This is a genomic window from Micromonospora sp. LA-10 (genome assembly GCF_051853095.1).
Lineage (GTDB): Bacteria > Actinomycetota > Actinomycetes > Mycobacteriales > Micromonosporaceae > Micromonospora > Micromonospora echinospora_A.
The window spans coordinates 342,237-362,543 of sequence record NZ_CP195710.1; the positions used below are offsets into that span (position 1 = coordinate 342,237).

Annotated in this window: 16 protein-coding genes; 6 read left to right on the forward strand and 10 right to left on the reverse strand. The window is 73.9% G+C overall.

What is annotated here, in order from left to right; genetic code table 11:
• Window positions 1-29 precede the first annotated feature (29 nt).
• A complete protein-coding gene (locus tag ACSDG8_RS01660; RefSeq protein WP_210900329.1) occupies window positions 30-620 on the forward strand; it encodes a pyridoxamine 5'-phosphate oxidase family protein in 591 nt (196 codons plus the stop codon).
• 6 nt (window positions 621-626) lie between these two features.
• On the opposite strand, the gene ACSDG8_RS01665 is transcribed toward ACSDG8_RS01660, so the two are convergent.
• Window positions 627-2,108 carry a peptide MFS transporter gene (locus ACSDG8_RS01665; protein WP_210900332.1) on the reverse strand — a complete coding sequence of 494 codons (1,482 nt, stop codon included), beginning with the start codon at window positions 2,106-2,108 and terminating at the stop codon, window positions 627-629.
• A gap of 224 nt (window positions 2,109-2,332) precedes the next feature.
• Between ACSDG8_RS01665 and ACSDG8_RS01670 the strand changes: the two genes are divergently transcribed.
• Entirely contained in the window at window positions 2,333-2,674 is a 342-nt protein-coding gene (locus tag ACSDG8_RS01670; protein ID WP_007070998.1) for an RNA polymerase-binding protein RbpA, read from the forward strand.
• A gap of 851 nt (window positions 2,675-3,525) precedes the next feature.
• On the opposite strand, the gene ACSDG8_RS01675 is transcribed toward ACSDG8_RS01670, so the two are convergent.
• Genes ACSDG8_RS01675 through lnt form a run of 3 tightly spaced genes read right to left on the reverse strand, consistent with a single transcriptional unit; the run spans window position 3,526 to window position 6,463 of the window.
• A complete protein-coding gene (locus tag ACSDG8_RS01675) occupies window positions 3,526-4,065 on the reverse strand; it encodes an FxsA family protein (RefSeq protein WP_210900334.1) in 540 nt (179 codons plus the stop codon).
• A 53-nt stretch (window positions 4,066-4,118) separates the two neighbouring features.
• Window positions 4,119-4,910, reverse strand: coding sequence for a polyprenol monophosphomannose synthase (locus ACSDG8_RS01680; protein WP_210898871.1), 792 nt, complete (start codon window positions 4,908-4,910; stop codon window positions 4,119-4,121).
• A 26-nt stretch (window positions 4,911-4,936) separates the two neighbouring features.
• Window positions 4,937-6,463, reverse strand: a complete 1,527-nt coding sequence (gene lnt / locus ACSDG8_RS01685) for an apolipoprotein N-acyltransferase (RefSeq protein ID WP_247679505.1) — start codon at window positions 6,461-6,463, stop codon at window positions 4,937-4,939.
• A 206-nt stretch (window positions 6,464-6,669) separates the two neighbouring features.
• On the opposite strand from lnt, the gene ACSDG8_RS01690 reads away from it, so the two are divergent.
• From ACSDG8_RS01690 to ACSDG8_RS01700, 3 genes are all read left to right on the forward strand, one after another.
• Entirely contained in the window at window positions 6,670-9,780 is a 3,111-nt protein-coding gene (locus tag ACSDG8_RS01690) for an ATP-binding protein (RefSeq protein WP_210898875.1), read from the forward strand.
• A 68-nt stretch (window positions 9,781-9,848) separates the two neighbouring features.
• Window positions 9,849-10,823: an ATP-binding cassette domain-containing protein gene (locus tag ACSDG8_RS01695; RefSeq protein ID WP_210898877.1), complete on the forward strand. Its 975-nt coding sequence runs from the start codon at window positions 9,849-9,851 to the stop codon at window positions 10,821-10,823.
• Window positions 10,820-11,602 carry an ABC transporter permease gene (locus tag ACSDG8_RS01700; protein WP_210898879.1) on the forward strand — a complete coding sequence of 261 codons (783 nt, stop codon included), beginning with the start codon at window positions 10,820-10,822 and terminating at the stop codon, window positions 11,600-11,602. The genes ACSDG8_RS01695 and ACSDG8_RS01700 overlap by 4 nt, the downstream gene beginning before the upstream one ends.
• 417 nt (window positions 11,603-12,019) lie before the next feature.
• Here the strand turns inward: ACSDG8_RS01700 and ACSDG8_RS01705 are convergent, their stop codons facing one another.
• Genes ACSDG8_RS01705 through ACSDG8_RS01730 form a run of 6 tightly spaced genes read right to left on the reverse strand, consistent with a single transcriptional unit; the run spans window position 12,020 to window position 18,703 of the window.
• Window positions 12,020-13,369, reverse strand: coding sequence for a glutamate mutase L (locus tag ACSDG8_RS01705; protein WP_210898881.1), 1,350 nt, complete (start codon window positions 13,367-13,369; stop codon window positions 12,020-12,022).
• On the reverse strand, window positions 13,366-13,758 hold the full coding sequence (locus ACSDG8_RS01710) for a hotdog domain-containing protein (RefSeq protein ID WP_210898883.1): 393 nt from the start codon (window positions 13,756-13,758) through the stop codon (window positions 13,366-13,368). Before ACSDG8_RS01710 ends, ACSDG8_RS01705 begins: the two co-directional genes overlap by 4 nt.
• Entirely contained in the window at window positions 13,755-14,510 is a 756-nt protein-coding gene (locus ACSDG8_RS01715) for an OAM dimerization domain-containing protein (protein WP_210898885.1), read from the reverse strand. Before ACSDG8_RS01715 ends, ACSDG8_RS01710 begins: the two co-directional genes overlap by 4 nt.
• Entirely contained in the window at window positions 14,507-16,069 is a 1,563-nt protein-coding gene (locus ACSDG8_RS01720) for a lysine 5,6-aminomutase subunit alpha (RefSeq protein WP_210898887.1), read from the reverse strand. Before ACSDG8_RS01720 ends, ACSDG8_RS01715 begins: the two co-directional genes overlap by 4 nt.
• Window positions 16,066-17,637 carry an amidohydrolase gene (locus ACSDG8_RS01725; protein ID WP_210898889.1) on the reverse strand — a complete coding sequence of 524 codons (1,572 nt, stop codon included), beginning with the start codon at window positions 17,635-17,637 and terminating at the stop codon, window positions 16,066-16,068. Before ACSDG8_RS01725 ends, ACSDG8_RS01720 begins: the two co-directional genes overlap by 4 nt.
• Window positions 17,638-17,641: 4 nt before the next feature.
• Window positions 17,642-18,703 carry a zinc-binding alcohol dehydrogenase gene (locus ACSDG8_RS01730; RefSeq protein WP_307856260.1) on the reverse strand — a complete coding sequence of 354 codons (1,062 nt, stop codon included), beginning with the start codon at window positions 18,701-18,703 and terminating at the stop codon, window positions 17,642-17,644.
• A 143-nt stretch (window positions 18,704-18,846) separates the two neighbouring features.
• Here ACSDG8_RS01730 and ACSDG8_RS01735 point away from each other — a divergent pair, with 143 nt between their 5' ends.
• Window positions 18,847-20,253, forward strand: a complete 1,407-nt coding sequence (locus ACSDG8_RS01735) for a KamA family radical SAM protein (protein ID WP_210898892.1) — start codon at window positions 18,847-18,849, stop codon at window positions 20,251-20,253.
• The last annotated feature ends 54 nt before the right edge of the window (window positions 20,254-20,307 follow it).

Genomic DNA, 20,307 nt, shown 5'->3' on the forward strand with positions numbered 1-20,307 from the left:
GAACCGGTGCCGACGGTGATGATCGGGGCATGGGAAAGACACACGAGCGCATCGACGGCCGGCTGCGGGACTTCATCGAGGCGCAGCCGATGTTCTTCGTCGCCACCGCGCCGCTGGCCGGTGACGGCACCGTCAACCTCTCCCCCAAGGGGCTACGCGGCTGCCTCGCGGTGGTCGACGAGCACACAGTGGCGTACCTGGACTTCGCCGGCAGCAACGCCGAAACCATCGCCCACCTGCGGGAGAACGGCCGGATCACGCTGATGTGGTGCGCGTTCACCGGCCCGCCGAACATCGTGCGGGTGCACGGGCGCGGCGAGCCGGTGTTCCGCGACGACCCGCGCTGGCCCGGCCTGCTACAGCACTTCCCCGACATCGACCCCGGCCCCCACGGCCTGCGGGCGATCATCGTGGCGCACGCCGAGCTGATTCGCGACACCTGCGGCTACGCGGTGCCGTTCATGACCTACGACGCCGACCGGGACCTGCACGAACGCCGGTTCGCCAGGGAGGACGACGCGTCGCTGAGCGCGTACTTCGCCGGCAAGGACCACGTCGCCACGAGCATCGACGGGCTGCCCGGCCTGCCGCTGCCGCTGCCGCCCACCCCGGCGGTGTGAACCGGGTCAGTGGATGCCGGCCATCAGGTTCCGGATCTGGCGGGTGAACATCACCGCGGCCAGGCCCAGCACCACCGAGGCCAGCCCGAAGGTCAGGAAGTACACCGGCTGCGACCAGGTGTCGGCCAGCCGCGCCACCTGACCGCCGATGGCGTCGCCGACGGCGGTGGCGAGGAACCACAGACCCAGCATCTGACTGGCGTACTTGACCGGGGCCAGTTTCGTGGTGGCGGACAGGCCGACCGGGCTCAGCGACAGCTCACCGGCGACCTGGATCGCGTACACCGCGACCAGCCACAGCGGTGAGACCAGGTCGCCGCCGACGGCGGCCCGCGCGGCGGCGGCCATCAGCACGAACGACAGGCCGTTGAGCACCAGGCCGACCGCGAACTTCGTGGGCGTGGACACCCGGTGCCCGAGCTTGAGCCACAGCGCGGCGGCCAGCGGCGCGCCGATGATGATGAGGATCGGGTTCACCGACTGCAGCCAGGACGCCGGGAAGGTGAACCCGCCCACCGAGCGGTCCGTCTGGTCGGCGGCGAAGATGTTCAGCACCGACCCGGCCTGGTCGTAGATGAGCCAGAACGAGGCGGCGAACACGAACAGCCACACGTACGCCTTCATCCGGCTGCGTTCGGTGTCGCTGATCTCCCGGTCGGTGAGGATCCGCGCGAAGTAGCCGACGGTCACCAGCACCGTCACCACGGTCAGCAGGTTGACCACCGTGTCGACGGTGAACCAGCCCGCCAGCAGCAGCACCACCAGCGCCGCGAGCAGCACGACGCTCGCCACGCCGATGCGGGTCAGCGCGCGCCGCCGGTCCGCGCCGAGCAGCGGGTCCGCCGGGCGGGCGCCGGCGTCGCCGAGGTTGCGCCGGCCCAGCACGTACTGGAGCACGCCGAAGGTCATGCCGACCGCAGCGGCGCCGAACCCCAGATGCCAGTTGATCTTCTCGCCGAGGAAGCCGGTGATCAGCGGCGCGATGAACGCGCCCAGATTGATGCCCATGTAGAAGATGGAGAACCCGGCGTCGCGGCGCGGCGAGTCCCGCTCGTACAGGTCACCGACCATGGTGGAGATGTTCGGTTTCAGCAGGCCGGTGCCCACCACGATCAGCGCCATGCCGGCGAACACGCTCCACGTGGCGGGGATAGCCATCACGTAGTGGCCGGCGGCGATCACCACGCCGCCCCACAGCACGCTGCGCCGCGCGCCGATCAGCCGGTCGGCCACCCAGCCGCCGGGCAGCGCCATCAGGTAGACCATGGCGTTGTAGGTGCCGTACACGGCGTTGGCGCTGGACTCGCCGATGTCCAGGCCGCCGTCGGCGACCGCGGCGGTCAGGTACAGCACCAGGATCGCCCGCATGCCGTAGAAGCTGAACCGCTCCCACATCTCGGTGAGGAAGAGCGTGGACAGCGCACGGGGATGACCGAAGAAGGTCTTCCCGGCGGGTGGTCGGGCCCCGACCGGCGCGTCACTGCTCATCGTCACCTCCGGCACGCAAACAGGTGGGTAACATCCCCGTTGACAGGCGAAACACTCCACCGATTCGGCCCGGCCGGGGACGACCCCGCCGGGCAGCTGTCATGGCCGGTTACCCTTGGATCCTCCGACCCGCGTACGGCCCTGCCGCCGTGGGTGGGGAATGGGCGAACGGTGACCGGCCGTTACACCTGAAGACCAGCACCACGGACGAGGGGAAGTCGATCATGGGCGAGCGCATGCTGCGCGGTAGCCGGCTGGGCGCGGTCAGCTACGAATCCGACCGCAACACGGAGCTCGCGCCGCGCCAGACCCGCGAGTACCTCTGCGCCAAGGGCCACCAGTTCGAGGTGCCGTTCGCTGTCGACGCCGAGGTCCCGACGACCTGGGAGTGCAAGTTCGACGGCAGCGTCGCCCGGCTGGTCGACGGCACCGAGCCGGAGCAGAAGAAGGCCAAGCCGCCGCGCACCCACTGGGACATGCTGCTGGAGCGGCGCTCGATCGCCGAGCTGGAGGACATCCTCGCCGAGCGGCTCCAGGAGGTTCGGACCCGCCGCGGCCGCGCCTGAGCATCCCGCAACGACCGAAAACGCCCCCGGGATCACCCGGGGGCGTTTTTTGTTGCCCGGGTGACGACCGTCGCCACCTCGGGGTGGTGGCGGTATCCGGGCCACGGTGATGCCACCACCTCCCCGAGCCGGTGTTGATCACGAGGTCGAGCGGGGCCGTCGGGTGCGGAGCAGCAGGCGGGTGGAGTGGGTTAGCCGCGCGGGTGTCGGCCGCTGTTCGCAGGTCACTGAGCCGCCGTGTCGAATCGAGCGCCGGGCCGCCACTTCGGGGAGGTTGCGGCATCCCACGTGCCTGATGCCACCATTTCCCCGAAGTGGCGTCGATCATGGGGCGGTAGGCCTGGCCGTGAGGGCTGATCCGCCGCGCCTGGTGCCGGTTCGCGCGCCGCCGCGAATTGGCGCCACCTCGGGGAGGTGGTGGCATCCGGGCTGCGGTGTGATGCACCCCAACTCCCCCAGGCTGGTGTTGATCATGAGGTCGGGCGGATGAGGGTGGGCCCGCCCTTGGGTCGATGATCTGCCGTGCCATCGAGCCTCGGGGCGCCACATCGGGGAGGTGGCGGGGTCGGACACCCCCTGATGCCGCCATCTCCCCGAAGTGGTGTCGATCATGGGATGGGCAGGGTGGCTGTGGACTGCTGATCCGCTGATCCACCTCGCGTGGGGGTGCCCTCCGCGTGCTGCCCGTGCGCCGGGGGACCGGAGGACGGGCCGCCAGTTCGGGGAAGTGGCGGCATCACCGTGGCCCGGATGGCACCACTTCGGCGGAGTTGAGTTGATCAAGCAGAGGGCGGCGCGAGGACGCGCCGGCAACTCCCCCGGACCTGGTGTTGATCAAAGGCAGGTGCGCGTCAGCGGTCGACGATTTCGCCTTCGATGGCCTTGCCCGGGTCGGTGACCGGCTGGGGCGACGGCGCGGGACCGGGCGACGGTGACGGTGTGGGCTGCGGGGTCGGCTGCGGCGCGCCCCGGTACACCCGTACCCGGCGCGGCCCGAACAGGTCACCGGCGACCATCGACGACACCCGGCGCTCGGTGGCCCGGCGCACCCCGCCCCCAGCCAGCCGGCGCAGCGGCGGCAGCAGCAACAGCAGGCCCACCACGCCGCTGAACAGGCCCGGCATCGCCAGCAGCAGCGCACCCAGCAGACCGACGAGACCGTCGGTCACCTCCGGCCCCGGCGGGCGGCCGGCCTGCGCAGCGGCCCGGAAACCCCGCCACGCGCGCATGCCTTCGCGGCGCAGCAGCACCAGGCCCAGCAGGGACGCCCCGAACACCAGCAGCACCGCCACGCCGAACCCGGCTGCCCGGCCGACCAGCACGAAAACGGCCAGCTCCAGCAGCGTCAACAGCAGCAGGGCCGGTGGTACGTACTTCAGTCCTCGGCGCATCTCACCTCATCAGCCCGGGGTCATCACGCCTCTCAAGCATGACACGCCCCGGCTCAAGGCCAGCGGGCGAGCGCGTCCGGGCGGGCCTGCATGGTCGCCAGGCGGTCCCGTACCCCCCAGCGGGTGACCCGCCACAGCGCCTCCGCGACGATCAGCGGGCTCATCTTGCTGTCGCCGTGTTCCCGCTCGGCGAACGTGATCGGCACCTCCACGATGCGTACCCCGGCGCGGTGCGCCAGCCGGGACAGCTCCACCTGGAAGGCGTACCCCTGGGAGCGCACCGAGTCCAGGTCGATGGCGTCCAGCGCGCTGCGCCGGTACACCCGGTAGCCGCCGGTGGCGTCGCTGACCGGCATGCCCAGCGCCAGCCGCGCGTACAGGTTGCCGACGCGTGAGAGCAGCAGCCGCCGCCACGGCCAGTTCAGCACCCGCGCGCCGCGGGTCCACCGGGAGCCGATCACCACGTCGGCGTCGCGGGCGGCGTCCAGCAGCGCCGGCAGGTCTTCCGGGGCGTGCGAGCCGTCGGCGTCCATCTCCACCACGGCGTCGTAGCCGCGTGCTCGGGCCCAGGCGAAACCGGCCAGGTAGGCCGCGCCGAGTCCTTCCTTGCCTTCGCGGTGCAGCACGTGCACCCGCGGGTCGTTGCCGGCGAGGGTGTCGGCGATCGCGCCGGTGCCGTCGGGGCTGTTGTCGTCGGCGACGAGCACGTCCACAGCGGGCGCCGCCGCGCGTACCCGGGCGACGATGCGCTCGACGTTGTCGGCCTCGTTGTAGGTGGGGACGACCACGAGGACCCGCCCCACACCGGGGTGGCCGGCCGTCCGCCTGTCGGCTGTCACCGCCACCGTCGCACCGCCTCCCGCTCGTCGGCTCAGCCGGGAGCGACCTCCCGGCGGCGGCGCAGCACGGCCGCGCCGGCCAGGGCCGCGACCGCCAGCGCCGTGAGCGCCACCTCCGGCCACACCCCGGCGGTCGTCGCCGGGGTACGCCCGTTGCCGAGTTCCATCTGCCGCACCACCACCGCGGCGGTGTTGAACCCGGTCGCACCGTCTACCCGCCCGTCGGGGGAAACGAACCCGGACACCCCGACAGTGGAGGCCATCAACGCGGCCCGGCCGTGTTCCACCGCCCGCAACCGCACCATGGCCAGCTGCTGGCGGGCCTCGGCCACGTCGAACGTGGCGTTGTTGGTCTGCACCACCAGCAGCTGCGCGCCGCCGGTCACGGTGTCCCGGACGATCCCGTCGTAGGCGACCTCGAAGCAGATCACGTCGCCGAGGATCGCCGCGCCGGCGTCCACCACGCCGGGCCGGTCACCGGGGACGAAGTCGGAGCTGACCCGGTCGACCTGCGAGCTGACCATGCGGGCGAGCGAACGCAGCGGCACGTACTCCGCGAACGGCACCGGATGCCGCTTGACGTACGTCTGGTCCAGGTCGACGCCGGTCCCGGGCCGCCACAGCAGCCCCACGTTGCGCACCTGCCCCGCCTCCGGGCCGGCGAGCACCGCGCCGACCAGGATCGGCGCGCCGATCGCGTCGGCGGCCTGGGAGATCCGCTCCCCCGCGCCGGGGTTGCGCAGCGGGTCGATGTCGCTGGAGTTCTCCGGCCACACGACCAGGTCGGGGCGGGGCTGCCTGCCCTCGGTGACCCGTTCGGCCAGCTCCAGCGTGGCGTCGACGTGGTTGTTCAGCACCGCCTGCCGCTGCGCGTTGAAGTCCAGGCCGAGGCGCGGCACGTTGCCCTGCACGATCGCGACGGTGACGGTGTCGCCGGCGCCGCGTACCTCCGCGGGCACGGCCGGTCCGGCGGCGAGCAGCGCGACCAGCGCGGCGGTGAGCCCGGCGACGGGACGCCACTGCCCGGGCGCGCGACGCCAGTCGCGCCACGCCACGGTGACCAGGATCCCGCCGGCGACCGCGACCGCGAACGTGACCAGCGGCGCGCCGCCGAGCGCGGCCAGCCGCAGCATCGGCGACGTGTCCTGGCTGAACGCCAGCCGCCCCCACGGGAACCCGCCGAACGGGGTGCGGTCGCGCAGCGCCTCCTGCGCCACCCACAGCACGCCGGTCAGCAGCGGCCACGCCGCCCGGTGCCGGTCGGCCAGCGGCGACACCCAGGCGGTGGCGGCGCCCAGCAGCGCCAGGTAGGCGGCCTGCAGCAGCGACAGCAGCACCCACGGCAGGTAGCCGGTGTGCAGGTTCGTCCATTCCAGCAGCGGTGCGAACAGCGCCACGCCGGTGAGGAAGCCCAGCCCGGCGCCGGCGCGCAACCGCCGCCGGTGCACGGCGGCGGCCAGCAACGCGACCCCGACCGGCGCCAGCGGCCACATCCCGTACGGCGGGAACGCCAGCAGCAGCGCCACCCCGGCCAGCACGGCGGCCGGCACGGCCAACATCAGCGGCAGCGGCCGTGCGCCGCCGTCCCCGCGTGCCCCGTCGGTGGCATGCGGCTGTTCCCGGTCCAGCGTCGTCACCGGCACCTCACCACGATCACGGGCCGAAGGCTACCCGCCCACGACGGCGCGGGGCCGAACCGGTGTGGGGCGTGCCACCGGCGGGTGCGGCGTGCCGCCCCGCGCCCCGGCAGGCGACAATCGGGCCCATGCGGTTCGGTGTGCTCGGCGCGACACAGGCGTACGCGGCCGACGGCAGCGCGCTCCCGGTCGCCGGTGAGCGGCTGCGCGCCCTGCTGGTGCTGCTGCTGCTCGACGCCGACCGCACGGTGCCGCCGCGGCGGCTCATCGACGGCGTCTACGGCGACCGGCCCCCCGAGCAGCCCGCGAACGCCCTGCAGTCGCAGGTGTCGCGGCTGCGGCGGCTGCTGCCCGGCGCGCGCATCGACTTCGGTCCGGCCGGTTACCGGCTGGCCGTCGACCCGCAGCAGGTGGATGTGCACCGGTTCACCCGGTTGGCCGCGGCGGGACGGGCGGCGCTCGCCGACGGCGACCCGCGCGGCGCGGCGGCGCTGCTGCGCGACGCGCTGGACCTGTGGCGCGGCGAACCGCTGGCCGACGTCACCGGCGCGCCGTTCGCCGACGCCGAGGCGGCCCGGCTGCGCCAGCTGCGCCTGGCGGCGATCGAGGACCGCGCGGAGGCGGACCTGGCGCTGGCGCCGCCCGGCGCGCCGCTGATCGCCGAGCTGCGGGCCCTGGTGGCGGCGCATCCGCTGCGGGAGCGGCTGCACGGTCTGCTGATGCGTGCCCTGCACGGCGCCGGCCGCCGCGCCGAGGCGCTCGCCGTCTACGCCGACGCGCGCCGGGTGCTGGCCGAGGAGCTGGGCACCGACCCGTCGGCGGACCTGGTCGCCCTGCACACGGCGCTGCTGCGCGACGACGCCGTCCCGCCCGCCCGGCTGCCCAGCCCGCTCACCAGCTTCGTCGGCCGGGAACCGGAGCTGCGGCGCGTCCACGACCTGCTCGGCGCGGCGCGGCTGGTCACCCTGCACGGCCCGGGCGGCGCCGGCAAGACCCGGCTGGCCACCACCGTCGCATCCGGCCACGACGGGCCGGTGTGCCTGGTGGAGCTGGCCGCGGTGACGCCCGGCTCCCCGGTCGCGCCGGCGGTGCTGGCCGCGCTGGACCTGCGCGACGCCGGGCTGCGCGCCCCGGGCGGGCCCCGGGACCTCACCGACCGGCTGGTGGCGGCGCTGGCCGGCCGGCGTCTGCTGCTGGTGCTGGACAACTGCGAGCACGTGATCGACGACGCGGCCCGGCTGACCGCCCGGCTGCTCGCCGCCGCGCCCGGACTGCGGGTGCTGGCCACCAGCCGGGAGCCGCTGGGCCTCACCGGCGAGGCGCTGTGCCCGGTCGGCGGCCTGCCCGCCCCGGACGCGCCGAGCACACCGGAGACCGCGGCCGCGTACCCGGCGGTGCGGCTGTTCGCCGACCGGGCCGCCGACGTGGCGCCCGGGTTCACGCTCGACGCCGACACCACCCCGGCGGTGCTGCGGATCTGCCGCACCCTCGACGGGCTGCCGCTGGCCCTGGAACTGGCGGCGGCGCGGCTGCGGGCCCTGCCGGTGGCGCAGGTGGCGGCTCGCCTGGACGACCGGTTCCGGCTGCTGCGCCGCGGCGACCGCGCCGCCGCGCCCCGCCACCGCACCCTGGAGGCGGTGGTCGGGTGGAGCTGGGACCTGCTCGACGAGGCGGAACGGCTGCTGGCCGCCCGGATGAGCGTGTTCGCCGGCACCACCGACCTCGCCGCCGTGCAGGCGGTGTGCGGCCCGGACGACGGTGACGTGCTGGACGTGCTCACCGGCCTGGTGGACAAGTCGCTGGTCGAGGCGGCCGGCGGCCGGTACCGGATGCTGGAGACGATCCGCGAGTTCGCCGCCGCCCGGTTGGCCGAACGCGACGAGACCGGCCGGGTGCGCGACGCGCACGCCGCGTACTTCCTGGATCTGGCGTCGGCCGGCGACGCGGGCCTGCGCGGCGGCGACCAGGACCGGTGGCTGCGCCGCCTCGACGCGGCCCGCGACGACCTGCACGCGGCCCTGCGGCACGCGGACACCGCCACCGGGCTGCGGCTGGTCGCGGCGCTGGCGTTCTACTGGTGGCTGCGGGGTCTGCGCGGTGAGGGCGCGGCGCTGGCCCGGCGGCTGGTCGACCGGCTCGACGGGCCGCCCGACGACTTGGCCGAGGAGTACGCCCTGGGCCTGCTGATCGCCACGCTCGCCGGTGGCGGCGAGCGCAGCGAGGTCGACGCCGCGTCGCGGATCCTGTGGACTCTGGCCCGGCCGCCCCGGCATCCGTTCCTGCTGTACCTGTCCGGCATGGCCAGCGGGCCGCCGTCGCCGCAGGACGCGGCGGCGCTGCACGAGCAGGCCGTCCGGGACCGGCTGCTCGGCACCGACCCGTGGAGCCGGGCGCTGGGCCTGGTGGGCACCGCGATGGTCAGTCTGCTGCACGGCCGCCACGACGAGGCCCGCGTCGGCCTGGACGCCGCGCTGGCCGGTTTCCGGGCCCTGGACGACCGCTGGGGCATGATCGTGACGCTGTCCACCCACGCCGAGGCCGCCTACCGCATCGGTGACGTCGCGTCGGCGGCCGCGCCGATGGCGGAGGCGCTGGAGCTGGCCGAGCAGCTCGGCTCCACGCTCGACCTGGCGGAGTTGCTGCGCACCCGCGCCGACGGGCGGCTGGTCGCCGGTGACCTGACCGGCGCGGCCGAGGACTACCGCAGGGTGCGGCGCATCGCCGGGCCGGCCGGCGCGCCGGAGCTGGTCGCCGCCGCGTACCTGGGGCTCGGCGAGATCGCCCGCCGCGACGGCGACCCGCAGCGGGCGCGGACGTTGTGCGAACGGGCGGTCGCGCAGTGCCCGTCGGGCTGGTTCGGCGCCGACGTGGTGCGGCTGGCGGCGCTGGTGACGCTCGGGCAGCTCGCCGACGCCACCGGCGACCCGGCCGCGGCCCGTGCCCACTACCGGCGGGTCCTGACCGCCGGCGTCGGGGTGTGGGACGTGCCGGTGGTGGCCGCTGCGGTCGACGGGCTGGCCGGGCCGTTGCTGCGCGACGGCGATCCCGAGTCGGCGGCCCGTCTGCTGGGCGCGGCGGCGGCGCTGCTGGCCGGCACCGGCGCGGCCGGCGCCCCGGCCGGCACACCCACCGCCGTCGCGCTGCGGGAACACCTGGGTGAGGCGGCGTTCGCCACCGCGTACGCCCGGGGAGCGGACCTGCCCCGGCAGCGGGCGCTGGCGCTGGTCGACGGGCGCTGACCGGCGCGGCGCCGCCCGGTGCGCGCGCGGTACGCGCCTGGTCAGCGGCGCCGGTGACGCTGACTCCCATGAGCGACGACACGACGGCCGTGCTGGCCGACGGGATACGAAAACGGTACGGCCGCACCACCGCCCTGGACGGCTTCGACCTGGCCGTGCCGGCTGGCAGCGTGTACGGGGTGCTGGGCCCCAACGGCGCCGGCAAGACCACTGCGGTGCGGGTCCTCACCACGCTGGCGCGGTTCGACGCCGGGCGCGCCCGGGTGGCCGGGCACGACGTCGCCTCCGAACCGGACCGGGTCCGTGAGGCGATCAGCCTGACCGGCCAGTACGCGGCGGTCGACGAGGTGCTCAGCGGCCGGCAGAACCTGGTGCTGTTCGGCCGGTTGCGCCGCTTGTCGGCGCGCCGGGCCCGCAGCCGCGCCGAGGAGCTGCTGGACCGCTTCGGCCTGACCGAGGCCGCCGACCGGTCGGCGGGCGGCTACTCCGGTGGGATGCGCCGCCGCCTGGACCTGGCGGCGAGCCTGGTGGTGCCGCCGCGGGTGCTGTTCCTCGACGAGCCGACCACCGGACTGGACCCGCGCAGCCGCAACGGCCTGTGGACGGCGGTGCGGGAACTGGTCGCCGACGGCACCACGGTGCTGCTGACCACCCAGTACCTGCAGGAGGCCGACCACCTCGCCGACCGGGTGTGCGTCATCGACGCCGGCCGGGTGGTCGCCGAGGGCACCCCGGAGCGGCTGAAGGCCCGCATCGGCGCGGACCGGCTGGAGCTGGTGGTCCGCGACGCGGCCGACCTGCCCACGGCGGCGGTGGTGGTGCAGCGCGCCACCGGCACGTCCGCGACGGTGGACGCGGAGCTACGGCGCGTGGACGCGCCGGTGACCGACCGGATCGTCGTGCTGACCGCGGTGCTGCGGGCCCTGGAGGACGCCGGGGTTGCGGTGGAGGACGTGCTGGTGCGCAGGCCGACGCTGGACGAGGCGTTCCTGCGCCTCACCGGCGGTCACGCCGACGCGCAGCGGGTGGGGGTGGCGTCGTGAGGGCGCTTGCCGACGGGTGGCTGATGGCCGGGCGGAACATGCGCCACGTGGTCCGCGCCCCCGAGGAGATCATCCTCTATTTCAGCCTGCCGATCATGTTCGTGCTGGTGTTCGGCTACGTGTTCGGCAGCGGCATGGCCGTGCCGGGCGGCGGCAACTACCGGGAGTTCCTGCTGCCCGGGGTGTTCGTGATGACGATGCTGTACGGCCTCGGCGCGACCGCGTCGGCGATCGCTGTGGACGCCGGGCGGGGCGTGGTGGACCGGTTCCGGTCGCTGCCGATGGCCCGTTCGGCGCTGCTGTCCGGCCGGGCCGGCGCCGACGTGGTACGGGCCTGCCTGGAGATGACCACGCTGGTGGTGTGCGGCCTGCTGGTGGGCTGGCAGTGGCGCGACGGCGTCGGCCCGGCGCTGGCCGCGGTGGCGCTGATCCTGCTGCTGCGCATCGCGATGACCTGGGTGGGCATCCTGTTCGGGCTGCTCGTGCCGAACCCGGACACGGTCGCGGTGGTGGTGTTCCCGCTGGCGTTCCCGCTGACCGCCCTGTCCAACGTGTTCGTGGCGCCGGAACTGATGCCGGACTGGCTGGGCGCGATCGCCGCGTGGAACCCGCTGTCGGCGACGGTGGCGGCGGCCCGGGACCTGTTCGGCAACCCCGGCCTGGGCGGGGACTCGTGGCCGGCCCGGCACGCGCTGGAACTGGCGATCGCCTGGCCGGTGGCGCTGATCGCGGTGGCCGCCCCGGCGGCGGTGCGCCGCTACCGGCGGCTCGGCCGCTGACACGGGAAACATCGGGGGGATGAAATCGGGGCGCGGCCTAAGCCGCGCCCCGATGCTCCCAGGCCCTTCCCGGCCGGTGGGGCGAAAGCGATCGGCGCCGACCTTCGGACCGACCCGACGTGGACTGGCTGCCCCCGCCTGGCCGTTGTCTACTGGCCGTGCCTCTCGCCTTGCCCGTACACCGGTAACCGCGGCCGGTTCGCGCCGCCCCGCCGACCCCCGCCCGCTGGACCTGGCCGCCGCAACCTTCCGGTCGCTCGGCCAGCGGACGAAGGGACGAAGCGAACAACAGCCGCTTCCCGTGGTAGGACTCAAAGACGGTACGGCGTGGACCCCCGCCGCTGTCAACCCACCCGGGCCTGTCGTGTGTTGCGACACGGCGTGTCGCGTCGGCGCGTCTCGATTCCTGAGCGCGGTTCAGCCGCCCAGATGGTGCCGCAGCATCGCCGCCGCCGCGCCCGGATGGTCGGCGGCGAGCAGCCCCGCGGCGGCCAGCACGTAGTCCACGTCGACGACCGGGCGGGCCGCGCGCGGCAACGCCCACCCGCCGGCGTGGTCGGTGAGGACCGCATCGAGCACCGCGCCCGCGTCGCCCGGGTCGGCGTGCCGCAGCACCCCACCGGAGCCGACGAGCAGCTTCACCTCCCGCAGGTCCCGCCCGGCCCTCTCCCCCGTCGCCGCCCCCCGCGCGTGCCGCCGCAACGCCACAGTCGCCGCGAGGGCCGCGATACGCCGGTCCGCGGCCCGGTCGGCGTCACCGGCGGGCAGGAACCCCGGGTCGGCGGCCCGGACCGCCGCCGCGGCCGCCAGCTCCACCTCCTCGGCCGGGTCGAGCAGCCGCTCCTCGACCGCGGCGCGCACCACACCCGGCGCGCTCCACCGCATGCCCAGGTCACCCTCGACGGTACGGGCCCGCCACAGCGTCCCGGCGACCTCCTGGCTCGGGCCGCTGTCCCGCTCGTCCGGGGTGAGCACCGAGTACACGTCGGTGGTGGCGCCACCGACGTCCACCACGGCCAGGTCACCGCCGACGGTGCCGGCGAGCACCTCCACGCCGGTCAGCACCGCGTCCGGGGTGGCGGCGCGGACCAGCCGCGCGAACCGGGTACCCCGGGACAGTTTCTTGCCGCCGATGACGTGCCGCAGGAACACCTCCCGGATGGCCGCCCGCGCCGAGGAGGGCTCCAGCACCCCGATGCGGGGCAGCACGTTGCCCGCCACCGTCACCGGCACGCCCGCGCCGGCCAGCAGCGCGTGCAGCTCGTCGCGCACGTCGGCGTTGCCGGCGAGGACCACCGGCACCCGGAACCGGGCCTTCGCCAGCCGCGTCGCGTTGTGCGCCACCGTCTCGGCGTCCCCGCCGTCGGTGCCGCCCACGAGCAGCACCACGTCCGGGCGGGCCGCCCGCAACGCGGACACGTCCGCCCCGGACAGCCGCCCCGCGGCCACGTGCACCACGTTCGCGCCCGCCGACAGACCGACCCGCCGGCCCGCCTGAGCGGTCACCAGCGGCTCGTAACCCACCACCGCGAGGCGCAGCCCACCCCCGGCCGACGAACACACGTACCAGGGCGCCTCACCGGCCCCGGCCGACGCGAGGGCCGCGCCGACCGCGGCGTCCAGGCCGTGCAGCACATCCGTGCCCACAGTGGTGGGCGCGGACGCCGCCGCGACCAGCCGGCCGCCGTCGAGGTCCACCACCGCGGCCTTCGTGTACGTCGACCCCACGTCGGCGCAGACGACGACCGGCTCGCTCCTCGCGCTCACGCCGACGCTGGCACGACCACCGTGCCGGTCGCGGTGACCGCCACGATCGGCTCGTCGAGCACCTCGGCGGCGGACTCGCCCTTGTCCGGGCGGCCTCGGCACACCACTGTCGCGGCGAAGTCGATGGTGCGGCTGCGGGTGCCCACCCGGGTCACCGTCGCCGTCACCTCCAGCACGTCACCGGCCTTCATCGGCGCCCGGAACTGCACATCGGCGTACGAGGCGAACAACCCCTCGTCGCCGTCGGTGCGGATGCACACCTCGGTCGCCACGTCCCCGAACAACCCCAGCGCGTACGCCCCGTCGACCAGGTTCCCCGCGTAGTGGGCGTGGGAGTACGGCACGTACCGGCGGTGGGTGACTGTCAGACCGACACGCGGATCGCTCATGCGGCGTTCGCCTTCCTGGAAGTGATCAAAGCGTGGACGAGGTAACTGGCGACCTCGCCCGGAGTGGTGCCACGGCCGAAGATCCGGTCCACGCCCAGCTCGCCGGTCATCGTCTCGTCGAAGCGCGGCCCGCCGACGATCAGCAGCGGCCGCTTCCCCGCCGGCATGGCCTCGCGGAACGCCGCCGACATCTCCCGCGTGTTGTGCAGGTGCGCGTCGCGCTGCGTCACCACCTGCGACACCAGCACCGCGTCGGCGCGTTCCCGCCGGGCCGCCTCGACCAGCTCCGGCACGCTCACCTGCGCGCCGAGGTTCGTGACCTTCAGCTCCCGGTAGTACTCCAGGCCCTTCTCCCCGGCGATGCCCTTGACGTTGAGGATCGCGTCGATGCCGACGGTGTGCGCGTCCGTGCCGATGCACGCGCCCACCACGGACAGCTTGCGGCGCAGCTGCCGCTTCACCACCGCGTTGACCTCCTTGGCCGACAGCAGCGGATAGTCACGCTCGACCACCTGCACCTTCGCCAGGTCCACCAGGTGGTTCACCCGCCCGTACACCACGAAGAACGTGAACCCGTCACCGATCGGCTTGGCGTGCACCAGCATCGCCGGGTCCATGCCCATCTTGTTTGCGAGCTGCACCGCCGCGCCCTCGGCCCGCTTGTCGTGCGGCACCGGCAACGTGAACGACACCTGCACCATGCCGTCGCCGGTGGTGTCCCCGTACGGCCGCACGATCGTCTTCTCACTCATGACGGTTGCTGCTCCAGGATCTCCGTGGCCGGGTTGTAGTAGTCCGCCTCGTGCCGGGCCACCCCGTCCAGACCCTTACCGCGGTCCGCGGGCCGCTTCATGATCCCGAACGTGCCCTCCGCGATGGCCGTCAGCAGCGACTGGTCGCCGATGCGCTCCAGCAGGTCCACCGCCTCACCGAGCACCCGGTGCGCCCGCTCCTGGATGAACCCGCCCGGCGCCGGCACGAAGTCCTCGTGCAGGCCGCCCGCCGCGCCCAGCACGTACCGCACGTTCTGCAGCGCGATGTCCCGGTCCGACAGCCACGGCGTCACCACCGCCTCGGTCATCATCCCGACCAGCAGAATCCCCTGCCCGGTCATCGTGCCCACCAGGTTGAAGAACCCGTCGAGCAGGTTGCCGCGGAACACGTCACCGGTCATGTGCTTCGTCGGCGGCATCCACTTCAACGGCGCGTCCGGGAACAACTCCCGCGCCAGTAGCGCGTGCGCCAGCTCCAACCGCAACGACTCCGGCACATCCGGGTTGATCTCGAACGCGTGCCCCAGCCCCAACTGCCAGTCCGCCAGGCCCGCCTCGTGCGCGAAGTACTCGTTGAGCAGCTGCGACACCGTCACCGTGTGCGCCTCGTCCACCGCATCAGCGGTGGTCAGGTAGTTGTCCTCACCGGTGTTGATGATGATCCCCGCCCGCGCGTGCACCTGCCGCGAGAACCGCTGGTCCACGAACGTGCGGATCGGGTTGATGTCACGGAACAGAATCCCGTACATCGAGTCGTTGAGCATCATGTCCAGCCGCTCCAGGCCGGCCAGCGTCGCCATCTCCGGCATGCACAGACCCGACGCGTAGTTCGTCAACCGCACGTACCGGCCCAGCTCCCGCGACGACTCGTCCAGCGCCGCCCGCATCAACCGGAAGTTCTCCTGCGTCGCGTACGTGCCCGCGAAACCCTCCCGGGTCGCCCCCTCCGGCACGTAGTCCAGCAGCGACTGCCCCGTCGACCGGATCACCGCGATCACGTCAGCGCCGGCCCGCGCCGCCGCCTGCGCCTGCGGAATGTCCTCGTAGATGTCACCCGTCGCCACGATCAGGTAGATCCACGGCCGCTGCGCCGGATCCCCGAACCGCTTCACGAGGCGGTCCCGCTCCACACGCCGCCGGTCGATGCTGCGGATCCCCGCCGCCACCGCCTTACGTGACGCCCGCCGCGCAGCCGTCGCCGCCTTGCCCGACGGCTGCGCGAACCGCACCGACCCCGCCGCCGCCTTCTGCGCCAGCAACGTCACATCAGCGATGCCCTCACGCGCCAGCGCGTCGAACACCGGCGCCGCCACCCCGTGCCCCAGGCCCACGTCCGCGACCACCGCGTCCACGAGCCGGTTCACCCACGGAATGCCGTCCGGGTCCGCGCCGGTCACCCCGGCCAGCCGCAGCACCGCCCGCTCCACCGACACCGTGGTGTGGCTACGCGCCAGATCCACCACCGGCTGCCCGGCCCGGCGCGCCAACTCCCGCGCCCGCGCCACCAACGCCGGATCCAGCCCAAGCTTGCCTGTCACGAAGACCCTTCCTGATAGATCACGTCACCGCGCAACACAGTGGCCCGGCACACCGGCAGCGGCGTCGGATCGTCCGCGCCCCGCAACTCCGGATCCTCGGCCTGCACCACCGGCAGCCCCCGCTCCACCCCCGCCGGGGTGTCCCACACCGCGAACGTCGCCGGCGCCCCCAACGCCAGCACACCCTCGTTGTCCAGATGCACCGCCCGCCAGCCGCCGCGCGTGTGCGCCGCGAACGCCGCCCGCACACTCATCCGCTGCGCCGGATTGTGATGCGCCGCCGCCGCCCGCACCGAACCCCACGGATCCAGCGGCGTCACCGGCGAGTCCGACCCGAACGCCAACGCCACCCCGACCCCGTGCATCGCGCCCATCGGATTCGACTCCAGAGACCGCGCCAACCCCAGCCGCGACTCGTACATCCGGCCCGCGCCGCCCCACAACCTGTCGAACGCCGGCTGCATCGACGCCACGATCCCGTACTCCACGAACCCGGCGATCAACGCCTTGCTCATGATCTCCGCGTGCTCCACCCGGTGCCGCGCCGCCCGCAACCGGTCCACACCCAGCGACCGCGCCGCCAGACCGAAACCCTCCAGCACCGTGCCGATCGCCGCGTCCCCGATCGCGTGGAACCCGCCCTGCAACCCGTGCGCCGCACAGTCCAGCAGATGATCACGCACCTGCTCCGCCGACACGTACCCGTGCCCGCACGCCCCCGCCTCACCGTCCAGGTACGCCGCCGACACGTGCGCCGTCCGCGACCCCAGCGCCCCGTCGGCGAACAGGTCCCCGCCCGCGCCCACCGCGCCCAGCTCCCGCGCCTTCGCCGCGCCCAGCAGCTCACCCCAGTACCCGTACACCTCCGGCACCCCGGCCCCCGAGACCGCCAGCAGCCCGGTGAAGTCCTCCTCGTCGGAGATGTCCGGCCCGCCGCACTCGTGCACCGCCGCGATTCCCAGCGACGCCGCGTGTTCGAGGGCCCGCCGCTGCGCCGCCACCCGCTGCGCCCGCGTCACCGACGCGAACGCCGACGCCCGCACCACGTGGTGCGCGTCGCGCCGCAGCCACCCCGACGCGTCGTACCCGGCCGCCGACACCACCTCCGGGCACGCCGCCAGCAGCGCCGCCGACACCAGCGCCGAATGGATCGACGCCTGCGACAGGTACACCCGCCGCCCACCGGCCGCCCGGTCCAGCGCCGCCGCATCCGGCAACGACGCATCCGCCCAGCCCGACTCGTCCCAGCCGTGTCCCAGCACCACCGCGTCACCCGGCAGGCCCGCCGTGAACGCCGACACCGCCTCCAGCAGCTCACCCGCCGACCGCACCGCCGACAGATCCAGCCCCGACAACGCCAACCCGGTGTCCGTCGCGTGCACGTGCGCGTCAACGAACGCCGGCGTCACCAGCGCACCGCCCAGCTCCACCACCCGGTCCGCCCGCGGCGCGTCCGCGTCCGTGCCCAGCCAGGCGATCCGCCCGTCGCGCACCAGCAGCGCGGTCGCGCTCGGTTCGGCCGGACAGTGCAGCACTCCGCCGCGATACAGCGTCGAGGGGTTCGTCATGGTCTCAGTCTGCCGCCAGACGGGCCTCGAACAGACCGCGCACCCCGGGCTCGGTCCGCAACAGGTCCAGCGCCAGCGCCGCGTGCCCCGGCACGTACCCGTTGCCCACCAGCATCGTCACGTCCGCCGCCAGGCCCTCCGCGCCCAGCGCCGCCGCCGCGAAGCTCGTCGCCATCGAGAAGAAGATCACCGTACCGCCGTCCGCCGTGGCAAGCACCGCGCCGTGCTCACACCCCGGCACGTCCACGCACACCACAGTCACGTCCGCCGGCACACCCAGCGCCGTCGTCACCGCCGTCGACAATCCCACCGGATCCCGCGCGTCCGCGAGCGCCACCACGTCGGCCAGCCCGGCCGCCGCCAGCGCGTTCCGCTCCGCGTCCACCGGAACCACTCCGACGGTACGGGCGGCGCCCGCCCGCCGCGCCGCCGCGAGCGACAGCGACCCGCTCTTGCCGGCCCCACCGATCACCGCCACCGACACCGGGCGCGGGTCACCCTCACGCGAGCGCCGCGCCACCTGCTCGGCCACCACCCGCGCGGTCAACGCCGGCGCCCCGCACACGTCCAGCACGGCGAGGGACAACTCGGGGTGCAGGTCCGGCGGCAGCACCGCCGCGATCGACCGGGCGAACAGGATCGCGTGCCCGTCGCACGGCACCTGCTCGCTGCGCCCGTCCCAGCGGGCCAGCCCGTCGGTGATCGTCAGCGGCGTCAGCGTCAGCGACACGAGCGTCGCCACCCGGTCGCCCGCCGTCAGCCCCAGCGGCGAGCGGCGGCCCGCCTCCTCGACGGTGCCGATCAGCATGCCGCCGGAACCGGTCACCGGGTTCTGCATCTTCCCCCGGGTCGACACGATCTCCAGCACCTCGGCGCGGACCCTGTCCCCGTCGCCGCCGTGCTTCTCCGCCAGCTGCCGGAAGCTCGCCGCGTCCAGGTTCAGCCGCTCGACCCGGATCCGCACCTCGTTCGCCGCGATGCGCGGGTCGGGGTCCAGCCGCCAGGCCGCCTGCGGGAGCACCCCCGCCGGTTCCACGACTCGGTGCAGACCCACCGGTGATGTCACGCCGACCCCCTATGTCCAGCCGCCCGAACCCCTGGTCAGGACTCGCGTCGCGGGAAAACTTCCGGCAGACTAATTTCTTCACCGCAGATTTTCCAGTAGCCTACGCATCCGTTGATCAACCCGCACGCTGACGAGGAGGGGCCGTGACCCAGACCCAACCGGTGGAGACCATCCCGACGCCCCGCCCCACGCCGATCGCCGTCCCGGCCGCCGGCCAGCCGTACGAATACCGCCGCGCGCCCCTCGTCGAACCCGACTGGACCCGCTTCCCCGGCTGGCGCCACATCACCCGCGACCAGTGGGAGAGCGCCCAGTGGCAACGGGTCAACTGCGTCAAGAACATCAAGCAGCTGCGCGCCGTCCTCGGCGACACCGTCGACGAGACCTTCTACGCCGACCTGGAGGCCGACCAGAAGGCCCTGGCCACCATGTCCATGCTGGTGCCGCCGCAGATGCTCAACACGATGGTGCCGTTTGAGCCGATGAGCACCGAGGCGCTGCTCGCCGACCCGATCCGCCGCTACATGATCCCGGTCGCCTCCGACCGCCGCACCGACTGGCCGTCGCACCCGTACGCCAGCCGCGACAGCCTCCACGAACACGACATGTGGGTCGCCGAAGGCCTCACCCACCGCTACCCCACCAAGGTCCTCGCCGAGCTGCTCTCCACCTGCCCGCAGTACTGCGGGCACTGCACCCGCATGGACCTGGTCGGTAACTCCACCCCCGCCGTCGACAAGCTCAAGCTCACCCTCAAGCCCGTCGACCGCTACGACGCCCACATCAGCTACCTCAAGGCCCACCCCGGCGTACGTGACGTGGTCGTCTCCGGCGGCGACGTCGCCAACGTGCCGTGGCGCAACCTCGAGTCGTACCTGATGCGCCTGCTGGAGATCGAGACGATCCGCGACATCCGGCTCGCCACCAAGGCGCTCATGGGCCTGCCTCAGCACTGGCTGCAGCCCGACGTGGTCGAGGGCCTGGAGCGGGTCGCCCGTACCGCCGCCCGCCGCGGCGTGAACCTGGCCATCCACACCCACGTCAACCACGCCCAGTCGCTGACCCCGCTAGTCGCCAAGGCCGCCCAGACCGCGCTCGACGTCGGCGTACGCGACGTCCGCAACCAGGGCGTGCTCATGCGCGGCGTCAACGCCACCAGCGCCGACCTGCTCGACCTGTGCTTCGCGCTGCAGGGCGAGGCGGGCATCCTGCCGTACTACTTCTACATGTGCGACATGATCCCCAACGCCGAGCACTGGCGCGTCCCGGTCTGGCACGCCCAGCAGCTCCAGCACGACATCATGGGCTACCTGCCCGGCTACGCCACGCCGCGGATCGTCTGTGACGTGCCGTTCGTCGGCAAGCGCTGGGTGCACATGCTCACCGACTACGACCGTGAGCGCGGCATCTCGTACTGGACGAAGAACTACCGCACCTCGATCGAGTCGGCGGACCTGGAGGCGCTGAACAAGCGCTACGCCTACTACGACCCGATCGACACGCTGCCCGAGGCCGGCCAGGCCTGGTGGCTCGCCCACCGCGACGACTGACCCCGGACACCCGACGGCGGGCCACCTCAGCGATGAGGTGGCCCGCCGTCCGCG

What these genes read in the sequence shown, in the direction of transcription:
- ACSDG8_RS01660 (WP_210900329.1), top strand. Translation starts at nt 30, where the DNA reads ATGGGAAAGACACACGAGCGCATCGACGGCCGGCTGCGGGACTTCATC.
- ACSDG8_RS01665 (WP_210900332.1), bottom strand. Translation starts at nt 2,108, where the DNA reads ATGAGCAGTGACGCGCCGGTCGGGGCCCGACCACCCGCCGGGAAGACC.
- ACSDG8_RS01670 (WP_007070998.1), top strand. Translation starts at nt 2,333, where the DNA reads ATGGGCGAGCGCATGCTGCGCGGTAGCCGGCTGGGCGCGGTCAGCTAC.
- ACSDG8_RS01675 (WP_210900334.1), bottom strand. Translation starts at nt 4,065, where the DNA reads ATGCGCCGAGGACTGAAGTACGTACCACCGGCCCTGCTGCTGTTGACG.
- lnt (WP_247679505.1), bottom strand. Translation starts at nt 6,463, where the DNA reads ATGTTGGCCGTGCCGGCCGCCGTGCTGGCCGGGGTGGCGCTGCTGCTG.
- ACSDG8_RS01690 (WP_210898875.1), top strand. Translation starts at nt 6,670, where the DNA reads ATGCGGTTCGGTGTGCTCGGCGCGACACAGGCGTACGCGGCCGACGGC.
- ACSDG8_RS01695 (WP_210898877.1), top strand. Translation starts at nt 9,849, where the DNA reads ATGAGCGACGACACGACGGCCGTGCTGGCCGACGGGATACGAAAACGG.
- ACSDG8_RS01710 (WP_210898883.1), bottom strand. Translation starts at nt 13,758, where the DNA reads ATGAGCGATCCGCGTGTCGGTCTGACAGTCACCCACCGCCGGTACGTG.
- ACSDG8_RS01715 (WP_210898885.1), bottom strand. Translation starts at nt 14,510, where the DNA reads ATGAGTGAGAAGACGATCGTGCGGCCGTACGGGGACACCACCGGCGAC.
- ACSDG8_RS01725 (WP_210898889.1), bottom strand. Translation starts at nt 17,637, where the DNA reads ATGACGAACCCCTCGACGCTGTATCGCGGCGGAGTGCTGCACTGTCCG.